Annotated in this window: 10 protein-coding genes; 2 read left to right on the forward strand and 8 right to left on the reverse strand. The window is 67.0% G+C overall.

Annotated features, from left to right (window positions below; genetic code table 11):
- Nucleotides 1–3 precede the first annotated feature (3 nt).
- Together APS40_RS05070 and APS40_RS05075 are read left to right on the forward strand one after the other, a co-directional pair.
- Nucleotides 4–834, forward strand: a complete 831-nt coding sequence (locus APS40_RS05070; protein WP_055046024.1) for an NAD-dependent epimerase/dehydratase family protein — start codon at nt 4–6, stop codon at nt 832–834.
- A gap of 114 nt (nt 835–948) precedes the next feature.
- The gene (locus tag APS40_RS05075; RefSeq protein WP_197279442.1) at nt 949–2,808 is read left to right on the forward strand and encodes a glucose/sorbosone family PQQ-dependent dehydrogenase; all 1,860 of its coding nucleotides are present in this window, start codon (nt 949–951) and stop codon (nt 2,806–2,808) included.
- Nucleotides 2,809–3,156: 348 nt separating this feature from the next.
- Here APS40_RS05075 and pbpC read toward each other — a convergent pair whose 3' ends face one another.
- The 8 genes from pbpC to APS40_RS05115 all read right to left on the reverse strand — a co-directional run bounded on the left by pbpC (nt 3,157) and on the right by APS40_RS05115 (nt 19,971).
- A complete protein-coding gene (pbpC, locus tag APS40_RS05080) occupies nt 3,157–5,283 on the reverse strand; it encodes a penicillin-binding protein 1C (RefSeq protein WP_082434199.1) in 2,127 nt (708 codons plus the stop codon).
- The gene (locus APS40_RS05085; RefSeq protein ID WP_055046025.1) at nt 5,280–10,763 is read right to left on the reverse strand and encodes an alpha-2-macroglobulin family protein; all 5,484 of its coding nucleotides are present in this window, start codon (nt 10,761–10,763) and stop codon (nt 5,280–5,282) included. Before APS40_RS05085 ends, pbpC begins: the two co-directional genes overlap by 4 nt.
- Before the next feature lie 378 nt (nt 10,764–11,141).
- Nucleotides 11,142–13,775 (reverse strand): nitrate reductase, encoded by a 2,634-nt coding sequence (locus APS40_RS05090; protein WP_055046026.1) that lies wholly within the window; start codon nt 13,773–13,775, stop codon nt 11,142–11,144.
- Between the two features lie 156 nt (nt 13,776–13,931).
- Nucleotides 13,932–14,270, reverse strand: coding sequence for a nitrite reductase small subunit NirD (gene nirD / locus APS40_RS05095; protein ID WP_055046027.1), 339 nt, complete (start codon nt 14,268–14,270; stop codon nt 13,932–13,934).
- Complete coding sequence (gene nirB, locus APS40_RS05100) at nt 14,270–16,720, reverse strand: nitrite reductase large subunit NirB (protein WP_055046028.1); 2,451 nt, start codon at nt 16,718–16,720, stop codon at nt 14,270–14,272. The genes nirD and nirB overlap by 1 nt, the downstream gene beginning before the upstream one ends.
- A gap of 170 nt (nt 16,721–16,890) precedes the next feature.
- Complete coding sequence (locus tag APS40_RS05105) at nt 16,891–17,685, reverse strand: ABC transporter ATP-binding protein (protein ID WP_055046029.1); 795 nt, start codon at nt 17,683–17,685, stop codon at nt 16,891–16,893.
- Nucleotides 17,686–17,697: 12 nt separating this feature from the next.
- Entirely contained in the window at nt 17,698–18,582 is an 885-nt protein-coding gene (gene ntrB, locus APS40_RS05110; protein WP_055046030.1) for a nitrate ABC transporter permease, read from the reverse strand.
- A gap of 87 nt (nt 18,583–18,669) precedes the next feature.
- Nucleotides 18,670–19,971 (reverse strand): CmpA/NrtA family ABC transporter substrate-binding protein, encoded by a 1,302-nt coding sequence (locus tag APS40_RS05115; RefSeq protein ID WP_055046031.1) that lies wholly within the window; start codon nt 19,969–19,971, stop codon nt 18,670–18,672.
- Nucleotides 19,972–20,365 lie beyond the last annotated feature (394 nt).

Below are 20,365 nucleotides of genomic sequence, written 5' to 3' on the forward strand. Positions count from 1 at the left end.
GCCATGAAGATCGCACTTACCGGTTCATCCGGCGGCATCGGCCGCGCCATCATCACCGAGGCGCGCAAACAGGGTCACGACCTGGTCTGCATCGACCGCGTCGCGGCGCCCGAGACCGAAGAGACCAAGGACCTGCATTTCATCCAGGCCGACATGGATGAGTATGAAAAGCTCGTTGCCGCCTTTGCCGGCTGCGACGCGCTGATCCACATGGCCGCCATCCCCTCGCCGGGCCGGCACCCTGACCATGTCGTCCACAACAACAACGTGGTGGGCAGCTACAATGCGCTGCAGGCCGCAGTCGACAACGGCATCATGCGCATCTGCCAGGCCAGTAGCGTAAACGCCATCGGCCATTCCTACAGCCGCGATCCGCATTACGACTACCTGCCGATCGACGAGGAGCACGCCAACTATTCCGAGGAGCCTTACAGCCTTTCGAAATGGATCTGCGAACAGCAGGCCGATGCCTTCGCCCGCCGCTGGGACGATATCTCGATCGCCTCGATGCGCTTCCACTGGGTGGTGCCGGAGCGCGAACTGGCGGCCCGCAACTTCACCCCCAACGCGCCTTCGCCGAAAAAGCACCTCTTCGCCTATACCCGGTTCGACGCGGCGGCGCGGGCGTGCCTCTTGAGCATCGAAGGCAAGTTCAGGGGGCACGAAGTGTTCTACATCGTGGCCCCCGACACCACGCTCGACATGCCAAGCCTCGAGGCGGCGGAGAAGTTCTTCCCCGGCATCCCGATCAAGGGCGATCTCAGCGGCCGCAAGGCCTTCTTCAATTCGTCCAAAGCCGAGCGCATTCTCGGCTGGAAGCACGACCAGTCGTAACCTCTGCGGCGGGCTAACGCCCGCACGACGGTGAGTTCATTAGGATCGGTCCACCCGGACCCAATCCGCTCGGCTGCGGGTTGGGTCGCCGATTCATTTCCTCGGAGGAACGCCATGAGACTTTTCGCAACGTTCGCCCTTGCCGCGCTGATCGCCGGCACCGTTGGTCCCGCCCTGGCGCAAGGCGCGCCGGACACGGCGGTCACCGGCACCAAGCAGTTCGAGATGAAGGAGCTGACCAACGGTCTCGAGGGGCCATGGGAGATCACCTGGGGGCCGGATGACTGGCTGTGGGTGACCGAACGCGTCGGTGGCAGGATCACGCGCGTCAACCCGACCGATGGCACCAAGCAGGTGGCGATCGATATCGAGGAGGTCTCGCCCCCCGGCGGCCAGGACGGCCTGCTCGGCATGGCGCTCGACCCCGGCCTGCTCAAGGATACCGGCAATGATTACGTCTACGCGGCCTATACCTACGTGGACAAATCGCTGCCCAAGCATGACTGGGTCAAGGACCCGTTCAGCCCTTATGCCAACCTCTTCGCCAAGATCGTTCGGCTTAGCTACGACAAGGCTGCCGGGACGCTGAGCGACCCGCAGGTGATCATTGCCGGCATGCCCGGCCAGAACGACCACAATTCCGGCCGGCTGAAGTTCGGCCCCGACGGCAAGCTCTACTACACCATTGGCGATGGCGGTAAGGGCCAGCTCGGCAACTGGTGCATTCCGATCGAGGCGCAGCGCCTGCCGACCGCCGACGAAGTCTCGGCCAAGAACTGGGTCGCCTACCAGGGCAAGTCGCTGCGGCTCAATCTCGACGGTTCGATCCCCGAGGACAACCCCGAGATCGAGGGCGTCAAGAGCCATGTCTTCACCTATGGCCACCGCAACATGCAGGGCATCGACTTCGGGCCTGACGGCACGCTCTATGCGTCCGAGCAGGGGCCCAAGACCGATGACGAAGTCAATGTGCTGGTCGGCGGCGACAATTACGGCTGGCCGCATGTCGTCGGCTTCAAGGACGACAAGGCCTACCAGATGGCCCGCTGGGACCTCGCGACCACGCCCTGCGCCCAGCTGACCTTCTCCGACATCACCATCGATCCTTCGGTGCCGGTCGAGGACGAAACCGCCTGGCCCGGCCAGCAGCATGACCCGCTGGCGACGCTCTTCACCGTCCCCAGCGACTGGGATTTCACCGACCCGGCCTGCGGCGGCATCGACTTCATCTGCTGGCCGACCGTCGCCACCTCGTCGATGCAGGCTTACTTCCCCAAGCCGGGCGAAGGCATTCCCGGCTGGGAGAACTCGCTGCTCGTCACCACACTGAAGCGCGGCTCGATCTATCGCATCCCGCTCAGCGCCGACGGCAAATCCGCCGCCGGGCCGATCGAGCGCTACTTCCAGTCCGAGAACCGGCTGCGCGACATGGCGCTGAGCCCCGACATGAAGACCATGTACGTGGCGACCGATGTCAGCGGCCTCGTCGGCACCATGAGCGGTGGCGCCGGCACGACCCTGCAGAACCCCGGCGCCATCCTCGTCTACACCTATAAGGGCGAGGGCGACGGCAGCGCTGCGGCAGCGCCGAGCGAGGCAGCCCCGGCTGCCGAGGCGGCGACGAGCACCGCCGCGGCCGGCGCGCCGGCGAGCTTCACGGCGGAGCAGGCGGCGCGCGGCAAGACCGCCTACGATGCCAACTGCGTCTCCTGCCACGGCCCCGATCTGATCAGCGCCAATTATGGCCCGCCGCTCGCCGGGCCGTATTTCGAAGGCAAATGGGTCGGCCAGAGTGTCGCTGCGCTCTACACCCACGTGCATGACCGCATGCCGCCGTCGCGGCCGGGCCAGTTGGGCGATGAGACCTACGCCGATCTCGTCGCCTACATCCTCTCGGTCAACGGCCTCGCAGCCGGCGACACGGAACTGCCGGCCGATGTCAGCAAGCTCAAGGCGATGACAATCGTCAAGTAGCGGTCAAATGAATGGAGCCGTCCGGCAGATGGTCCGCCGGACGGCTCAAGTGAGGCCCGGACACCATCGCAACGGCGCCTTCCCGTTTGATGAAGCGGTTGCCGCCGAGTCTCATCTAATTTGACGACGATCAGAGGTTGTTCGGGGCCTGCAGCGCCACGGCATACTCGGTCGCCTGTTGCCCCACCCCCTCCCATCCTCCCCCATCAAGGGGGAGGTGCTGGGCTGGTGGATGCGGTTGGATGGTGCCTGACGCACCAGACGACACCTCCCCCCTTGTGGGGGAGGATGGGAGGGGGGTGGGCCGCAGGCGCAGCCTTCCGGGCGAGCCCCTGGCGGCCCCGCCCCCTAATCCAGGAACACCTTCACCGAGTCCGAGCGTCCTTCGGCATCCACCACCGACAGCGTCACGAAGCCCGGCCCATCCGGCCGCCAGCTGTTCTGCCTTGCGAACGCCGAGCGCCCGAACGGCGCGCCGTTGGCGAAGAAGGTGAAGGGCGGCACGCCGTTGCGCACCTTGACGATCAGCGGCGCCTCGTTGCCCGAGGCGAGCCCCAGGTCGACATCGACGCCGTCGGCCGGATAGGCGATCTGCGGCGCCGCATCGCGTTTCACCTTCTGCTCGTCAGGATGGCGGAAGCGGCGCAGCGGCAGGGGCAGTTCGGAGTTGGAGGCAAAGATCGTGCCCGGCGGCGCATCGCGCAGCGGCACGGTCTTCTCGGCCAGCCGGTCGAAGGCCTCGAACAGGATCGGCGCCGCCGCACGGATGCCGGTAATGCCGGGGATCTGCGAGTTGTCGGGCCGGCCGACCCACACCCCGATCACGGTCTTGCCGTCAAAGCCGATGGCCCAGGCGTCGCGATAGCCGTAGGAGGTGCCGGTCTTGTAGGCGATGCGTCCAGCCGAACCGTTGAGCGGCGGCGGCACGTCGGCGAGGATATTGGCGACATACCAGGCAGCGATCGGGTCGAGCACCGGCGCCGGCGTCTCGGTTTCCTCGACCACCGGCTTCACCCCGTCGCGCAGCACCACGGGCGTGCCGCCCCGGCCGATCGCGGCGTAGATCGACACCAGGTCGCGCAGCGTCAAGCCGACGCCACCGAGCCCCACCGCGAGGCTTGGCGCCGTGTCGGCGGGCAGCCGCGCCGCCGCATGCGCCCGCTTGATCCGCGCCACCAGCCGCGCCGGGCCGACCGCATCGAGCACCACCACGGCGGGGATATTCAGCGACTCGGTCAGAGCCTGCCGGATCGACACCGTGCCGCGGTTGAAGCCGTCGAAATTGACCGGTACATAGCCGTTGAACGCCGTCGGCCGATCTTCGATCAGGCTCTCGGGATGGGCGAGGCCGAGCTCGAACGCCAGTCCGTAGATCAGCGGCTTGAGGGTCGAGCCGGGTGAGCGCACGGCCTCGGTCATATCGACATAGCCGGCGCTCTCGGTGTTGAACAAGCCGGCCGAGCCGACCGACGCGAGGATATTGCCGGTCTGCTGGTCGGCGACGACGATCGCCACCGAGAGTTTCGAGCCCAGCTGCGCCGCCCGATCGGCGCCCAGCCGCTCGAGCTTGCCTTGGAGCGTCCTGTCGATGGTGAGTTCGATCCGCCGTGCATTGGGGTGCGCCTTGACCGCCGCCTCGGCGAGATGCGCCGCGAACATCGGGAACTCGCGTCGCGCCTTGGGCATCGGCTCGAGCTTGGCCGCCTCGGCCTCCTCGGCGCTGATCACCCGGGCGCCGACCATGCGGTCGAGCACCAGGTTGCGTGCCGCCCGCGCGACCTCGACGTCGCGGTCCGGCCGACGGGCTTCCGGCGATTGCGGCAGCGCCACCAGCAGCGCGCATTCCGCCGTGGTGAGCCGCCCCGGCTCCTTGCCGAAATAGGCGAGGCTCGCCGCACGGATCCCCTCGATATTGCCGCCATAGGGCGCCAGCGTCAGGTAGAGCGTGAGGATGTCGTCCTTGCTGAGGGAGCGCTCCAGCATGTCGGCATGCACCATCTGGCGCAGCTTGCCGGCAATGTTGCGGGTCGGCTCGCCGCCGATCAGCCGCGCCACCTGCATGGTGAGGGTGGAGCCACCCGAGACGATCCGCCCTGCCCCGGCATATTGCACCGCGGCGCGCAGCATCGAGGGCCAATCGATGCCCTGGTGTTCGTTGAAATGCTGGTCCTCGTAGGCCAGCAGCATGTCGATGAAGCGCCGGTCGACCTCGGCAATGGTCACGGGCAGGCGCCAGCGGCCATTGGCCGTGGTGAAGGGCCTGAGCAACAGGCCGGCGTTGTCGACCACCGCGGTCGACACGGGCACCGCCGACACCACCGGAGTGGGCGGCAGCGTGGCGCGGATATCGCGCAGCACGGCCAGCCCATATTGGCTACCGACCAGCGCCACGCCGGCCAGCACGATCAGCGTCGCAGTAAAGAGCCCCGGCGCGCGGAAGCGCCGAGGCTCAGGTTTCTGTGCGGCCCTGCTCATGGCCCGGTCGTGCCGACCTCGATCTGGCCCGCGTCGGTATTGGCGCGCAGCTCCGGCCGGTACATGTCCTCGACCGTGGCGCCCGGCATCACGAAGCTGCCCGGCGATACGGCACGCACCATATAGGCGGTGGTGACGCTGCTGGCCGCCGAGGTGAAGCGGAAGGCGGCGACGAACTGGTCGGTGCGCGATTCCACATGCGCCGGCGTATCGACGGTGAGCCAGCTGAGATCGGCGACGCCCGAGCCCTGCAGCAGGTCGGGGTTCTCGATCTCGAACCCGGCCGGCAGCGGATCGGCCACCACATACTGGCCCGAGCCCAGTTGCGTCGGCTGCGTCGTCAGCACCACCACGAAGCGATCGTTCTGGTGGATGTTGCTGAGGTCGGCCACTTCGCCATTGGGCAGGTAGTAGTCGCGCTGGATGGTGAAGCCGTTGGAGCTCGCCGCCGGCGGGGTCGCCGGGATGGCGGTGACGGTCACCTTCATCTCGGTCGGACGGTTGCCGTTATTGACGATCTCCACCGGCTGGCTGTCGAACGCCTCCTGGTCGTAGCGGCGATAGACGGTGCCCTTGAGCGGGTCGCCATCGATCGTCACCGAACCATCGCCGGCCTCACGGGCCAGCGCCGAGGCCGCCACCAGGGTCCACGCATCCTCCTGGGTGGAGGTCCAGCGGGCCTGGTCGCGCAGCGTCGCGAGCTTGCTCGTCAGTTCGCCGATATCGACACCCGACGGCGTGAACTCGGCGGCGAGTGCGAGCACTCCGGCCGTATCGCGCAGCTGGCTGCCATAGTCGTTGCGGTACTTGGCCCGATCCTCGCGTGCCCTAAGGTCCTCGACCGCCGCCTGGAAGGCGGTGGCCGCCCGGGTCCGGTCGCCATAGAGGGCGAGCGCGGCGCCGAGCTGGGCCTTGGCGAGGGGCGAGCCGAAGGCGCTGAGGCGCGCCTCGAGGTAGTAGCGCAGGTCGCCGATGGCGGCCCGGCCGGCGCGCGCCAGATCGTAGAGCGCGAAGGCCACGTCCTCGCCGCCGACCGTGAAGTCGGTGGCATAGGACACCTGGTTGCCGAGGTTGTCGAGCGCCCGGGTCATCGCCAGATCCGGCACGTCGTAGCCTTCCGCCTTGGCGCGGAGCAGGAACTCGGTGACGTAGGAGTCGAGCCACAGGTCGGTGCCGTCATAGGGCCCCCAGAGGCCGAAACCGCCGCTGGAGGTCTGCTTGGCGAGCAGGTTCTTGATCGCGTCCTTGACCCGCTGGGTGATCGCTTCGTCGTCGCCCAGACCGATCATCGAGGCGACTTCGTTGAGATAGAGCAGCGGCAGGGCCCGGCTCGAGGTCTGCTCGGCACAGCCATAGGGGTAGCGGTCGAGCTGCATCAGCAGCCCCGGCACGTCGAGGCGGGCAATCGGGCCCACCGCGAGCGTCAGCTCCCCGGTATGCGGCACCATGTCGGCGAAGAAGCTCTTGTCGAGCGTCTGCCTGGCGCCCACGTCCAGCGGGATCAGCTGGCTGGTGGTCACCGGTGCGCTGGCGGCGCGGACCCCGAGCGTCAGCTCCTTGGTCTGCGTCGTGCCATCGGGCGCAGTGACGATCACCCTGAGCGTCTGGTCGCCGATCGCCGTGCCGGTAAGGCTGAGGTTGAGCGCGGTGCGCTCGCCGGTCGGCAGGTCGACCGACGTCTCGGCCGCATCGGTCGAGAGCCCGGTGCCCGTGTCGAGCGCCACCTTGTAGGTGCCCGGCGTTCCGGCGACGTTGTTGACCTCGACCAGCAGCCGCGATGTATCGTCGAGACGGAGGAACCGCGGCGGGCTCAGGTTCACCACCACTGGATCCCGCACGATCACGTCGGCGGAACCGTGGCCCACGGCGCCGGCGCTCCACGCCATCGCCATCAGCCGCACCGTGCCGTTGAAATCCGGCATGTCGAAGCTGATCGTCGCGGTGCCGTCGGCCCCCACTTCGACGATGCCCGAGTGCAGCGCCACCAGCACGGTGGTCGCCGGCGGCGTGCCGAGGCGCGAGGCGCCCTCGTCACCGCCGGTGCGGAACGCGCCGGGCGTGCCCTGCATCGGGTCGATCAGCTGGCCATAGAGGTCGCGCACCTCGACGCCGAGCTGGCGCTGGCCGAAGAACCAGCCATCCGGATCCGGCACCTGGAACTTGGTGAGGTTGAGGATGCCGAGGTCCACTGCCGCAACCGCCACGTAGGCCTTGTCGCCCGGCTTGACGTTGCCGAGTTTCACCGTGGTGGTGAACGCTTGGCGCGGCAGCGCTTCCTTGGGCGCATCGAGGCTCAGGTCGAGCTTCAGGTCGCCCGGCTCGACATCGGCGAAAGCGAGGCCGAGCGCGCGCGCCGGCATCCGCTTGGCTTCGGCGCTGGCCGGACGATAGAGCATCGCCGTCACATAGGCGCCAGGACCCCAGTCATCGGTGACTTCGAGCGGCACGGTAGTACCGCCTTCCGGCACCTCGACCGCCTTCATGTCGATGATGCGATCGTCGACCACCATCACCAGCGCAGTGCCGGCGAACTGCGGATCGAGCTTCAGGTTGGCCGTCTCGCCCTTGCGATAGGCCGGCTTGTCGAGCGCGACGGACAGGGTGTCCGGCGTGTCGGAACCGGCTTCCGGATAATAGTAGCCGGCATAGAACTCGTAGCTGGTCGAGGTCGCGCCTTCGCCGGTGCTCGAGATTTCGAGCCGGTACTGGCCCCAGCTGACCGGGGCGCCGATGGCGACCGGGCCGGAGGCCTGGGCGTCGACCGTGCCGTTGGCCACCTGACGGGTGGTGGTGACGGCTTCCCATTTCCAGGTGCCGCTGTTGCGGTACCACTGGTAGGTCGTCTCCACCCGCGACAGCGACCATTCGAGGCCGGCCTCGTCGGCGGTTGCGCCGTCGGGCGCCACCGCGATCACGTCGAACGACGCTTCGCTGCCTTCGGCCAGGCCGCTGGCATCGCCGAAGCGCGGCTTCACACCGATGCGGGTGACGTCGGCCAGCACCGGGCGGGTGAGGCTGCGCTCGATCGCCCGGCCATTGCTGTCGACGAGACGCAGGATCAGTTGCGCCTCGAGCGGCCGCGTCGTCGCCTGCGGCGCGCTGACCGTGACCTCGGCCGTGACATTGCCGGATTCGTCGGTGGTGCCGACGACCCCCAGCGGCTCGCGCGAGGTTTCGAACGTGTCATCGAGCCGGCCGAACGTGTAACCCGGATAGGCCGGCAGCGAGGCCACCGGCCGCAGCACCGCATCGGCCTCGACCGCGAGGTCGGGCGCCGTTGCGCCATAGAGGTACTTGGCGGTCACCTCGACCGGCGTCACTGCATCGGTGGCGATCGGCCCATCGGCCGCGCTGATCTCGAAGGCGAGCCGCTCGGGCTCGAAATCCTCGACGAGGAACCCGACCGTGCTCAGCGCCTCGGCCTTGGGATCGGCATAGAGCCGCATCGTCCAGGAGCCGCGCATGGCTTCGGGGTCGAGCGTCACGGCGCTGAAATAGCCACCGGCGCCGGCGTCGTTGACGAGTTCGGTGCTCGAGATCACTCCGTCCGGACGCTGCACTTCCAGCGTCAGCGGCAGGTCGGTCACCGCCTTGGCGTGCACGTCGCGGAGGATGGCGGTGAGGAACACCGTCTCGCCCGGGCGATAGACCCCGCGCTCGGTGGTGGCGAAAAGGTCGAGCGGGCCCGGCGACGGCCGGCCCTCGACGCCGCGATCGGTGAGATCGAACGCCGCCTTGGAGACGTCGAGGAACGCGTAGTCCCCGCCATCGGTCTCGGTGGTGATGAGCTGCGGCGCCCGGCCGCCTTCACCGCGCGACAGGCCCGGGGCGAAATCGGCCCGACCCTGCGCGTCGGTCACCGCTTCGCCGAGGATCTCGTTGTTGACCGCGACCAGCTTTACCTTGGCGTTGGCCACCGGCTGCGCACTGGTGAGCGAGCGCACGAAGGCGTGGACGCCGTCATCGCCCGAGACCGTGGTCAGCCCCAGGTCGGTGACGATGAACCACTGCGTCGCGACTTCCTTCCAGTATTCCTGCTCGACGCCATCGACCTTGGCGGTCACCACATAGGCGCCCGGCTGCAGGTCCTTGATCACCTCGGCGACCGGGATGGCGGTCACCGTCATGGCGTTGGGCGCGCCCTGCGCCAGGTCGACCTGGCCTTCCCAGGTCTTCTCGCCGGTCGAGTTGGCGATATCTTCGGCCGAATAGCCGTCCAGCGTGCGCTGGAAGATGCCCTGGCGCACCGCGGTGGCAATCGAGCGATCGCCGATCCGGTAGATCACCACATCGGCGGTCTTGGCGTTCACCGAGGTGATCGGCAGGCCGCCGCCGAGCCCGGCGGGCATCACATAGGCATTGTTGGCAAAGCCGACGAACGGCGCGCGATCGGGCACATAGAGGTCGAGCTCGACATCGGAGCGGAGCTCTTCGCCATTGGCCGAAGGCAGCCCGGCGCGCAGCTTGATGTGATAGCGCCGGCCATGCTCGACGCCGGTGATGCAGATCTGGCTCTGTTCGGTTTCGACCGCCACGGTGGGCGCATTATCGACCACCACATAGCTCGAAAGATCCGTGTTGCCCGAGGGCAGCGAGTCCGAGAACACCGCGCAGATGCGGGGGTTGGCGGCTTCGGCATCGACCTGGTTGGACGTGACGCGGAAGCCGTGCTCGGCGACCGCCTTTTCGAGCGCCGCTTCGCGCGTCGCATCGTCGACCAGGTTGAGGCTGGCGCGATAGGTGGCAATGGTCTCGCGCCACATTTCGCGACGCGACAGAGCGAGCGCCAGCGCACCCAGCGCATCGGCGCGCTCGGCCACGGTCTCGGACAGCATCAGCGCGTTCATCGCCGCATAGGACGAGTTGACCGCAAGGTCATAAACGCCGTTGCCGGCCGCCGCCTCGATCACCATCCGCGCTTCGCCTTCGGCCGCGAGCTTCAGCCACACCGAGGGGTCGTTCCTGTTGATCGCCAGCGCCTGGCGGTAGGAGACCATGGCGGCCGAGGGGTTGGACTGCGCCGCGGCTTCGTCACCGGCGGCCACCAAGTCTGCATAGCTCACATCCGGCGGCGGCGGATCGGTCTGCGGCAGGCTGGTCGCCATATAGCGGGCCGAATCGACCAGGTCCTGCGCCGGGAACGGCAGTTCGCTCAGCCGCGCTTCGACCGTCTCGGCCAGCGGCGGGGTGAAGTCGACGCGACCGGACGTGGCGCCCTTGAACGCCGTCTCGGGGCCGACATCGCCCTTGAGGAAGCACCACTTGGCTTTTTCGTTGTAGGTGAAGGCGCGGCAGATCTTGTCGTCGGTACAGGCGGCCGAACAGGCGTCGACACCGACATCCTTCAGCACCGAATAGTCGAAGCCGGGAAGGTCGGTGCCAGGGAGCAGCGTGATGTTGCGATCGGCCGCGTGCACCGGACTGAGGGCAAGGGTTCCGGCCACGACAAGCCACCAGATCGACCGAAAAAGCCGCTGCATTCCCAAACCCCTATCGTCGCTAATAACTGACCCACCCTATGATGACTGGGGCTGAACGACAAATGAATGACGGGGGGATAATCCTCTCCATCTGTCGCCGAGGGCCAGTGGGTTGGCCACGGTGCAGACACCACCACAGGTGTCATCCCAGCGAAAGCTGGGACCCAACTCGCCGCCCGCGCAGGTGGATAAATGGGTCCCAGCTTTCGCTGGGATGACACCGAGTCTTGGGTCACTCCAGCGGCAAAGCCCCGGCCTCTCCGTCATCTCCCCCCTTGCGGGGGAGAATGGAATTTCTTGGGCTTAGCCTCTTCGCTAAGCCTTAGAAATTCCAAGAGGGGGGACGTTTTGGGGCACCGACTCTCCCCGCCATCCGCCCTACTCCGCCGCCTCCAGCCTGTTCACCTCGATGATCCCGCCAATCTCCGCCCGGCACGAGCCGCAGTTCGTCCCGGCCTTCAGCGCTGTGCCGATTGCCTCGACGCTGTGGCAGCCGCCGCGGGCAGCTTCGGCGATCTGGTTGGCGCCGACCCCGAAGCAGGCGCAGACGATCGGGCCCGGATCCGGCCGGTCTGCGCCGGGCCGACCGGCGAGGATATCGGCGCGCCGTGGCGGCGCGATCGTCTCGGTCAAGAGCGACACTGCCCATTGCCGCGACACCAGCACCGGGTCGGGCGACAGATAGAGCGCGAAACTCAGTTGGCCGCCCTCGAACAGGGCGAGGCTCTGCCTGCCGCTGGCCTTGTCGGCAATACTCAGCAGTTCGACCTCCCCACCCACGCCGAACGCCGCGCCGGCCCACGCCACCCAGTCCTCCGGCTCGCTGATGAAGGCCAACTCCGCCCGCCAGCCGCCCGGTGTCTCGGCGATCGCCCAATAATCCGCCCCGCCGAACGCCGGTCGCACCCGGCTGACGGCAAAGCCATAGCGCCGGGCCAGGGCCGGCTCGGCCGCCACCATTGCCGATTTGAGCGCCGGCTGTCCCGACTGCGGGTCGGTCTGCCCGCCCACCAATGCATCGATACGGCCCTGCGCCGAGAACCGGTCGGTCCAGTGCATCGGCACGAACACCGAGCCCTTCTGCTGCCGCTCAGTCACCAGCGCCCGCACCAGCACGCTGCCGTGGCGGTTCTCGAGCCGCACCAGGCTGGCGTGCCGGATGCCCTTTTCCGCGGCATCCTCGGGATGCAGTTCGGCGAACGGCTCCGCCATATGGGCCGAGAGCCGCGCCGCCTTGCCGGTGCGTGTCATGGTGTGCCAGTGGTCGCGCACCCGGCCGGTGTTGAGCACCAGCATGCCCGGGGGCGGCACCAGTGGCGGCGGAGGCACCACCGCAACGAAGCGCGCCCGGGTATCGGGGGTGAAGAACCGGGCATCGGCGAACATCCGCGCCGTGCCGCGCACTGCGCGCACCGGCCACTGCACCGGCTGGAGCCCGTCATAGTCGGCATGGACCAAGCCGCTCAGGTCGAAATCGCGACTACCGTCATTCTCGAACCCCGAAAGCGCCGCATGCTCGGCAAAGATCTCGGCCGGCCGCTGATAGCCGAACGCCTCCGCATGGCCCATCCGGCGCGCCACCTGCGTGACGATCCACCAGTCCGGCTTGGCTTCCCCTGGCGCCCTCAGAAATGGCCGCTGCCGCGAGATCCGGCGCTCCGAATTGGTGACCGTGCCGTCCTTTTCGCCCCAGCCCGCCGCGGGCAGCCGCACATGGGCTTCCACCGCCGTATCGGTCGCGGCATTCATGTCCGACACCACGACGAACGGACAGGCCCGGATCGCCGCCCGCACCGTGTCGGCCTTGGGCATCGAATCCACCGGGTTGGTCGCCATGATCCACAGCGCCTTCACCTTGCCCCGGGCGATCGCCTCGAACAGCTCGACCGCCTTCAGCCCCGGCTTCTCCGCCACCCGCTCCGAGCGCCAGAACCGCTTCACCCGGTCGATATTGGCGAGTTCGAAATCCATATGCGCCGCGAGCATGTTGGCGAGCCCGCCGACCTCGCGCCCGCCCATCGCATTGGGCTGGCCGGTCACCGAGAACGGCCCCATCCCCGGCATGCCGATCCGGCCGGTCGCGAGGTGCACGTTGACGATGGCGTTGACCTTGTCGGTGCCGGTCGCCGACTGGTTCACCCCTTGCGAATAGACCGTCACCGTCCGTGTCGTCTCGGCGAACCAATCGTAGAACACCGCGATGTCGCGCAGGCTGAGCCCGGTGGCCTCCGCCACCCGCTCGAGGCTCCAGCTGCGCGCCGCGCCGAGCGCCGCGCCGAACCCGTTGCTGCTCTCGGCGATGAACTCGGCATCGACGGCGTTCCGCTCGGCCAGCGATTTGAGCAGTCCGACAAACAGCGCGGTATCGCCATCCGGCTTGATCGCGAGGTGCAGGTCGGCCTGGTCGGCGGTGGTCGTGCGCCTGGGGTCGATCAGCACGATCCGCATTCCCGGCCGCTCGGCCTTGGCCTTGACGATCCGCTGGTACAGCACCGGATGGCACCAGCTGAGGTTGGAGCCGACGAGGATGATCAGGTCGGCGAGCTCGAGATCCTCGTAATTGCCCGGCACCGTGTCCGAGCCGAAGGCCCGCTTGTGCCCGGCCACCGACGAGGCCATGCAGAGCCGCGAGTTGGTGTCGATATTGCCCGAGCCGATAAAGCCCTTCATCAGCTTGTTGGCGACGTAATAGTCCTCGGTGAGCAGCTGGCCGGAGCCATAAATGGCCACCGAGTCCGGCCCATCCTGAGCGATGGTCGTGGCAAACGTCTTCGCCACGAGGTCGAGCGCCTCGTCCCAGCTCGCCCGCTCGCCGCCGATCTCGGGATGGAGCAGCCGCCCATCCAGCGACAGCGTCTCGCCCAGCGCCGAGCCCTTCGAGCAAAGCCGCCCGAAATTGGCCGGATGCTCGGGATCGCCTGATATCGTCACCGTGCCATCCGGCTGCGGCGTCGCCAGCACCCCGCAGCCGACGCCGCAATAGGGGCAGGTGGTGCGGACAGTGTCACGCATCGAGGCTGAAACCCCTCATCCGGCGCTGCGCGCCACCTTCTCCCCGACGGGGAGAAGAACAGAGCGCCGACTGCGCAGTCGGGTATTCCTCTCCCCGTCGGGGAGAGGGTGGACCGGCGAAGCCGGGACGGGTGAGGGGTTGGGAGCCACGATGCCCTACTCCGCCGCCATCAGCATCACCTCGGCCGCCATGAAGATGCGGCCCTCGACCACGTTCACCGCAAAGGTCCTGACCCGTCCCTCGTCGGCGCCCTGCGCCTCGCCGGTTTCCAGCGAGAACACCCAGTTGTGCAGCGGACAGGTGACCTGCGCCCCGTGCACGATCCCTTCGCTGAGCGGCCCGCCCTTGTGCGGGCAGCGGTTCTCGATGGCGTAGACATGGTTCTCGGCCGTGCGGAACACCGCGATCTTCCCCGCCGGGGTGTTGACGCACCGCGCACCGCGCAGCGGAATCTGCTCGAGCCGTCCGATCTCGACCCAGTCGTTCATATCCATCACTCCGCCGCCTGCGGCACGCCGAACTCCGCCAGCGCGGCGAACTCGTGCGCGTCCTTGCCGTTGACCCGCTCTTCCCACGGATCCACCTGGGCGAATTTCTGGCTGAACACGAAGCGGTCGTAGTAGAAACGGCGCTTCTCGCGGTCGGTGACGATGGCCGCCTCGATCGAGTCCATCCCCACCCGCTTCAGCCACTTGTACATGCGCTCGAGGTAGCGCCCCTGCTCGCGATAGAGCTGGGTCAAGGCGGCGATGATCTCGATCGCCTCGTCCTCGCTGCCGGCGTGGCAGAGCGGCTCGGTACCCTTGATGTCGAGCCCGGCGGCGCCGGCAAAGACGATGTCGTACCCGCTGTCGACGCAGATCACCCCGACATCCTTGCAGGTCGCCTCGGCGCAGTTGCGCGGGCAGCCAGACACCGCCATCTTCACCTTGGCCGGGGTCCAGCTGCCCCACATGAACTTCTCGAGCCTGATGCCGAGCCCGGTCGAATCCTGGGTGCCGAACCGGCACCAGTCGGAGCCGACGCAGGTCTTCACGGTTCTGAGCCCCTTGGCATAGGCAGCGCCCGAAACCATGCCGGCGGCGTTGAGGTCGGCCCAGACCCCCGGCAGATCCTCCTTCTTCACCCCGAGCAGGTCGATGCGCTGCCCGCCGGTGACCTTGACGGCCGGAATCCGGAACTTGTCGGCGACATCGGCAATGGCGCGCAGCTCGTTCGGGCTGGTCATGCCGCCCCACATGCGCGGCACCACCGAGTAGGTGCCATCCTTCTGGATATTGGCGTGCACCCGCTCGTTGATGAAGCGCGACTGCCCATCGTCCTCGTATTCGCCGGGCCAGGTTGCGATCATGTAGTAGTTCAGCGCCGGCCGGCACTTGGCGCAGCCGCACGAGGTCTTCCACTCGAGTTCCTGCATCAGTTGCGGGATCGAGCGCAGCTCTTTCGCCACGATCAGCCGGCGCACGTCGTCATGGCCGAGATCGGTGCATTTGCACATCGGCTGCACGGCGGCGGGGTTGTAGCTGTCGCCCAGCGTCAGCAGCAGCAGCTTTTCGACGAGGCCAGTGCACGAGCCGCAGCTCGCCGAGGCCTTGGTATGGGTGCGGACATCGTCGAGCGAGGTCAGCCCCCTGGCGGTGATGGCGCCGGTGATCTTCGACTTGCATATGCCGTTGCAGCCGCAGATCTCTGCCTCATCCGGCAAGGCTGCAACGGCCGCCGTAGGGTCCAGCGGGGCACCACCCTGGTAGTTCTGGCCGAAGATCAGCGTGTCGCGCATTTCGCGGGTATCGACGTTGCGCTTCAGCAGGTCGTAGAACCATGGCCCGTCGCCGGTATCGCCGTAGAGCACGGTGCCGATGATCCGGTCGTCCTTGAGGATCAGCCGCTTGTAGACACCCGCTCCGGCATCGCGCAGCACGATCTCCTCGCGGTCGTCGCCCTCGGCGAAATCCCCTGCCGAGTAGAGGTTGACGCCGGTGACCTTGAGCCGGGTCGCCGTGGCCACCGGAGTAAAGGACGCCTGTTCGTCGCCGCAGAGCTGCGCGGCAAGGACATTGGCCATGTCGTAGAGCGGCGCCACCAGCCCGAAGGTCGCCCCGTTCACCTCGACGCATTCGCCCAGCGCATAGATCGAAGGGTCCGAGGTGCGCATCTGTGCGTCGACCACGATGCCGCGATTGACGGCGAGCTCGGCGCTTCGGGCCAGCGCCACGTTCGGCCGGATGCCGACCGCCATGACCACAAGGTCCGCCGGGACCGCCGAACCATCGGCGAACTCGACGCCGCTGACCCGCTTGTCGCCGAGGATCTGCTTGGTATTGGCCGAGGTCATCACCTTGATGCCCCGCGCCTTCATCGACTCCCCGAGCAGGTAGCCCGCCGCCGGGTCGAGCTGGCGCTCCATCAGCGTCGGCATCACGTGCACCACCGTCACGTCCATGCCCTGCTCGTTGAGCCCGGCCGCCGCCTCGAGACCCAGCAGGCCGCCGCCGATCACCACCGCCCGGCCCTTCGATTTGGCGGCCAGCATCATGACGTTGACGTCGTCGAGGTCCCGATAGGTGACCACGCCCGCGAGGTTCGCCCCCGGCACGGGGATGATGAACGGCACCGAACCGGTGGCGATCACCAGCTTGTCGTAGCTCTCGGTGATGCCGTTGACCGAGGTCACGGTCTTATTGACCCGGTCGATGGTCTCGACCTTGCAGCCCTTGTAGAGGGTGATGCCGTGCTGGATGTACCAGGCGTCGCCATGGATCACGATGTCGTCGAACGTCTTCTCGCCCGAGAGCACGGGCGAGAGCATGATGCGGTCGTAATTGACCCGCGGCTCGGCGTTGAAGATCACCACCTCGTAGCGGTCGGGATCGGTCTCGAACAGCTTCTCCAGCGCCCGCCCGGGCGCCATGCCGTTGCCGATGATGACGAGCTTTTCTTTCACTGAACCGTCTCCAAGATTGATCGCAGAAGTGTCGCGATCGGCTCCCCTCCCCCTTGAGGGGAGGGGTGGGGGTGGGGGTGGCGAGGGGGACCTCGTTGGTGACTGAACCACCCCCTCCCTCAATCCCTCCCCTCAAGGGGGGAGGGAAGCCGTTCGGCGCATCCTGCGAGCTATGCCGCCTCGACGAAGCGATGCCGCTCGTAGAGGAATTTCAGCACCGCCTCGCGGCACTTGAGGTAACCCCGGTCGCCCGCCAGCTCGAGCCGCCTGCGCGGTCGGCCGAGCGGCACCTCCAGCACCTCGCCGATCCGCGCCGCAGGGCCATTGGTCATCATCACGATGCGGTCACTCAGCAGCACCGCTTCATCCACGTCGTGGGTGATCATGATCATGGTGTTGTGGAGCCGGCCGTGGATCTCCATCACCGCATCCTGCAGGTGCGCCCGGGTCAGCGCATCGAGCGCTCCGAACGGTTCGTCGAGCAGCAGGATCTTGGGCTCCATGGCCAGCGCCCGGGCAATGCCGACGCGCTGCTTCATGCCGCCCGAAATCTCCGCCGGCCGCTTGTCGCGGGCATGCCCCATCTGCACCAGGTCGAGATTGTGCATGATCCAGGCATGCCGCTCGGCCTTGGACTTGCGCGCCCCGAACACCTTGGCGACCGCCAGGTTGACGTTCTCGTAGACCGTCAGCCAGGGCAGCAGCGAGTGGTTCTGGAACACCACCGCCCGCTCCGGTCCCGGCTCGGACACGGTCTTGTCTTCGAGGAAGATGGCCCCCGAGCTGACCTCGGTCAGTCCGGCGATCAGGTTGAGCAAGGTGGATTTGCCGCAGCCCGAGTGGCCGATGATCGAAATCACCTCGCCTTGCGCGATCTCCAGCGAAATGTCCTTGAGCACCTCCGAGGTGACCCCGTTCCGCTCGAAGCTCTTCTCGACGTGATCGATCTTGAGATAGCCTGCCATGGTTTGCGTCCCTCAGTTCGCGGCCGTGCCGCGGGTGATGAAGGCGCCGAAGCCGGCAACCAGGCGGTCGAGCATGAAGCCGACCACGCCGATATAGACCAGCGCCACGATGATGTCGGGCAGGCGCGACGAGTTCCACGCATCCCAGATGAAGAAGCCGATCCCCACGCCGCCGGTGAGCATTTCCGCCGCGACGATGGCAAGCCAGCTGAGCCCGATCCCGATCCGCAAGCCGGTGAAGATGTAGGGCGCCGCCGCCGGCACCATCACCTTGAAGAAGAACTCGATCGGGTTGAGCCGAAGGATCGCCGCGACGTTGCGGTAGTCGTTCGGGATGTTTCGCACCCCCACCGCGGTATTGATGATCACCGGCCAGATGGCGGTGATGAAGATGACGAAGATCGCCGACGGATGGCTGTCGCGGAACGCCGCCAGCGACAGCGGCAGCCAGGCCAGCGGCGGCACGGTGCGAAGAATCTGGAAGATCGGGTCGAGCCCGCGCATGGCCCAGACCGATTGCCCGATGAATGCCCCGACCGCCACGCCGACCAGCGCGGCAAGCCCGAAGCCGACGGCGACCCGCTGCAGCGAGGCGAACACCCGCCAGGCGAGTCCGATATCGCCATTGCCGTAGTCGAAGAACGGGTTCCAGATCAGCTCGCCCGCCTGCTCCCACACCACTGTCGGCGGCGGCAGCGACGCTCCCGGCGTCGAGCAGGCGATCTGCCAGACCAGCAGGATCAGCAGCACGACGATGAGGGGCGGCACCACGGAGCGCGCGACGCTCCTCGTCAGCTTGTTGAGGTCAGCCTTGCGGCCGGCCGGTTGCGCTGGAAAGGCGAACACCTTCGCCTTTCGGCTCGGGGCGACGGTTTCGAACTGGGCCTCTGCACTCATGATCGCGGGGTCCGTACTGGATGAGGGAAAAAGGTGGCGCCGAGCCGGGGCTTGGCCCGGCGCCAGTCAGGGGACTTCAGCTCGACGTCAGCCGAGTGCGGTAATCGCAAGGCTCTCGAGGTAAGCGGACGGGTTCTCGGGATCGAACACCTTGCCGTCGAAGAAGGTCTCGGGTCCGCGCGAGCTGGAGGTCGGGATGTCGGCCGCCGCGACGCCCAGCGTCTTGGCCGCATCGCGCCAGAGGTCTTCGCGGTTCACCTGGTCGACCAGCGCCTTCACGTCGGTTTCGGCCGGCAGGTAGCCCCAGCGGATATCCTCGGTGAGGAACCACGCATCGTGGCTCTTGAACGGGTAGGAGGCGTGGTTCTTCCAGAACTTCATCTCGAGCCCGGTGGCGGTCACGACCCGGCCATTGCCGTAGTTGATGTCGCCCTTGAGCCGGCCCAGCACATCGGCCGGCGGCACGTTGAACCAGCCGCGCTTGCCCAGGATCTGGCTCAGCTCCTCCTTGTTGGCCATGTCGTCGGCCCATTGCGCCGCCTCCATCACCGCCATCAGGATGGCGCGGGTGGCGACCGGGTTCTTCTCGATGAAGTCGTTCCTGAGCCCCAGCGCCTTTTCCGGGTGGCCCTTCCAGATCTCGCCCGTCGTCGCCGCGGTAAAGCCGATCCCCTGGTTGACCAGTTGCTCGTTCCACGGCTCACCGACGCAGAACGCGTCCATGTTGCCGACCTTCATGTTCGCCACCATCTGCGGCGGCGGCACGGTGATGGTCGACACTTCGGTATTGGGGTTGATGCCGCCGGCGGCGAGCCAGTAGCGGATCCACAGGTCATGCGTGCCGCCCGGGAAGGTCATCGCCACGGTGACCTCCTTGCCCTCGGCTTTGCGTTTGGCGAACACTTCCTTCAGCGGCGAGCTGTCGAGGCCGACGCCGACGTCCTTGTAGGCCTGCGCCACCGAGATCGCCTGACTGTCGAGATTGAGCCGCGCCACGATCGACATCGGCAGCGGCACGTTGTTCTGCGTCACCTTGCCGGTCGAGATCAGGTAGGGCATCGGCGTCAGGATATGCGCCCCGTCGATACCGTTGGCGGCGCCGCCCAGCACCAGGTTATCGCGCGTCGCGCCCCAGCTCGCGTGCTTCAGTACCTCGACATCCGGCACGCCATGCTTGGCGAACAAGCCCTTCTCCTTGGCGATGATCAGCGCCGAAGCATCGGTCAACGCGATGAAGCCCAGCTTGGCGCCGGTGACTTCGGGACCGGCGCCCTGCGCGAAGGCGCCTGAGGGAAAAAGCGTCTTGGCCGCAACCAGGGTCGCCGCGGTTGCGGTGCCCGCGAGGAACGTCCGGCGGTTGAGGAGGGAGGTGGTGGTCGATCTGTTCATCAGGTCTCTCCGTTGCTGCGATCCGCCGGCGGCCAGAAGTGCGCTTGGCCCCAGAACGAAAAAGCTGCCAGCAGGAGATGCGCGCTGGTCGGGAGACCAGTGGCGTTCCTGTTGGCAGCCTTGCCTGTCTGGGAGCGCCCATCGTTGGACGCCGGACGATCGCGAATATCGCGTTCGGAGAATGCAATGCACGCGCCGTGCCAAACTGGTCGGCGGCAAGAAGTGTCGCTATTTCAGGTGGTTAAATGCATCATCCGAAATGTCGCAGGCATGGAGCTTGCCCAACAAGAATCCATATCGGGTCGCAAATGCATAAATATTAGGCATTCTCAATATTGGCCTACGTGATAAGCAAGCCGGAGAACTCAGGTTGAGGAAGTGGTACTGGGGAGCT

Source organism: Devosia sp. A16, assembly GCF_001402915.1.
In the GTDB taxonomy this organism is placed as follows: Bacteria; Pseudomonadota; Alphaproteobacteria; order Rhizobiales; family Devosiaceae; genus Devosia_A.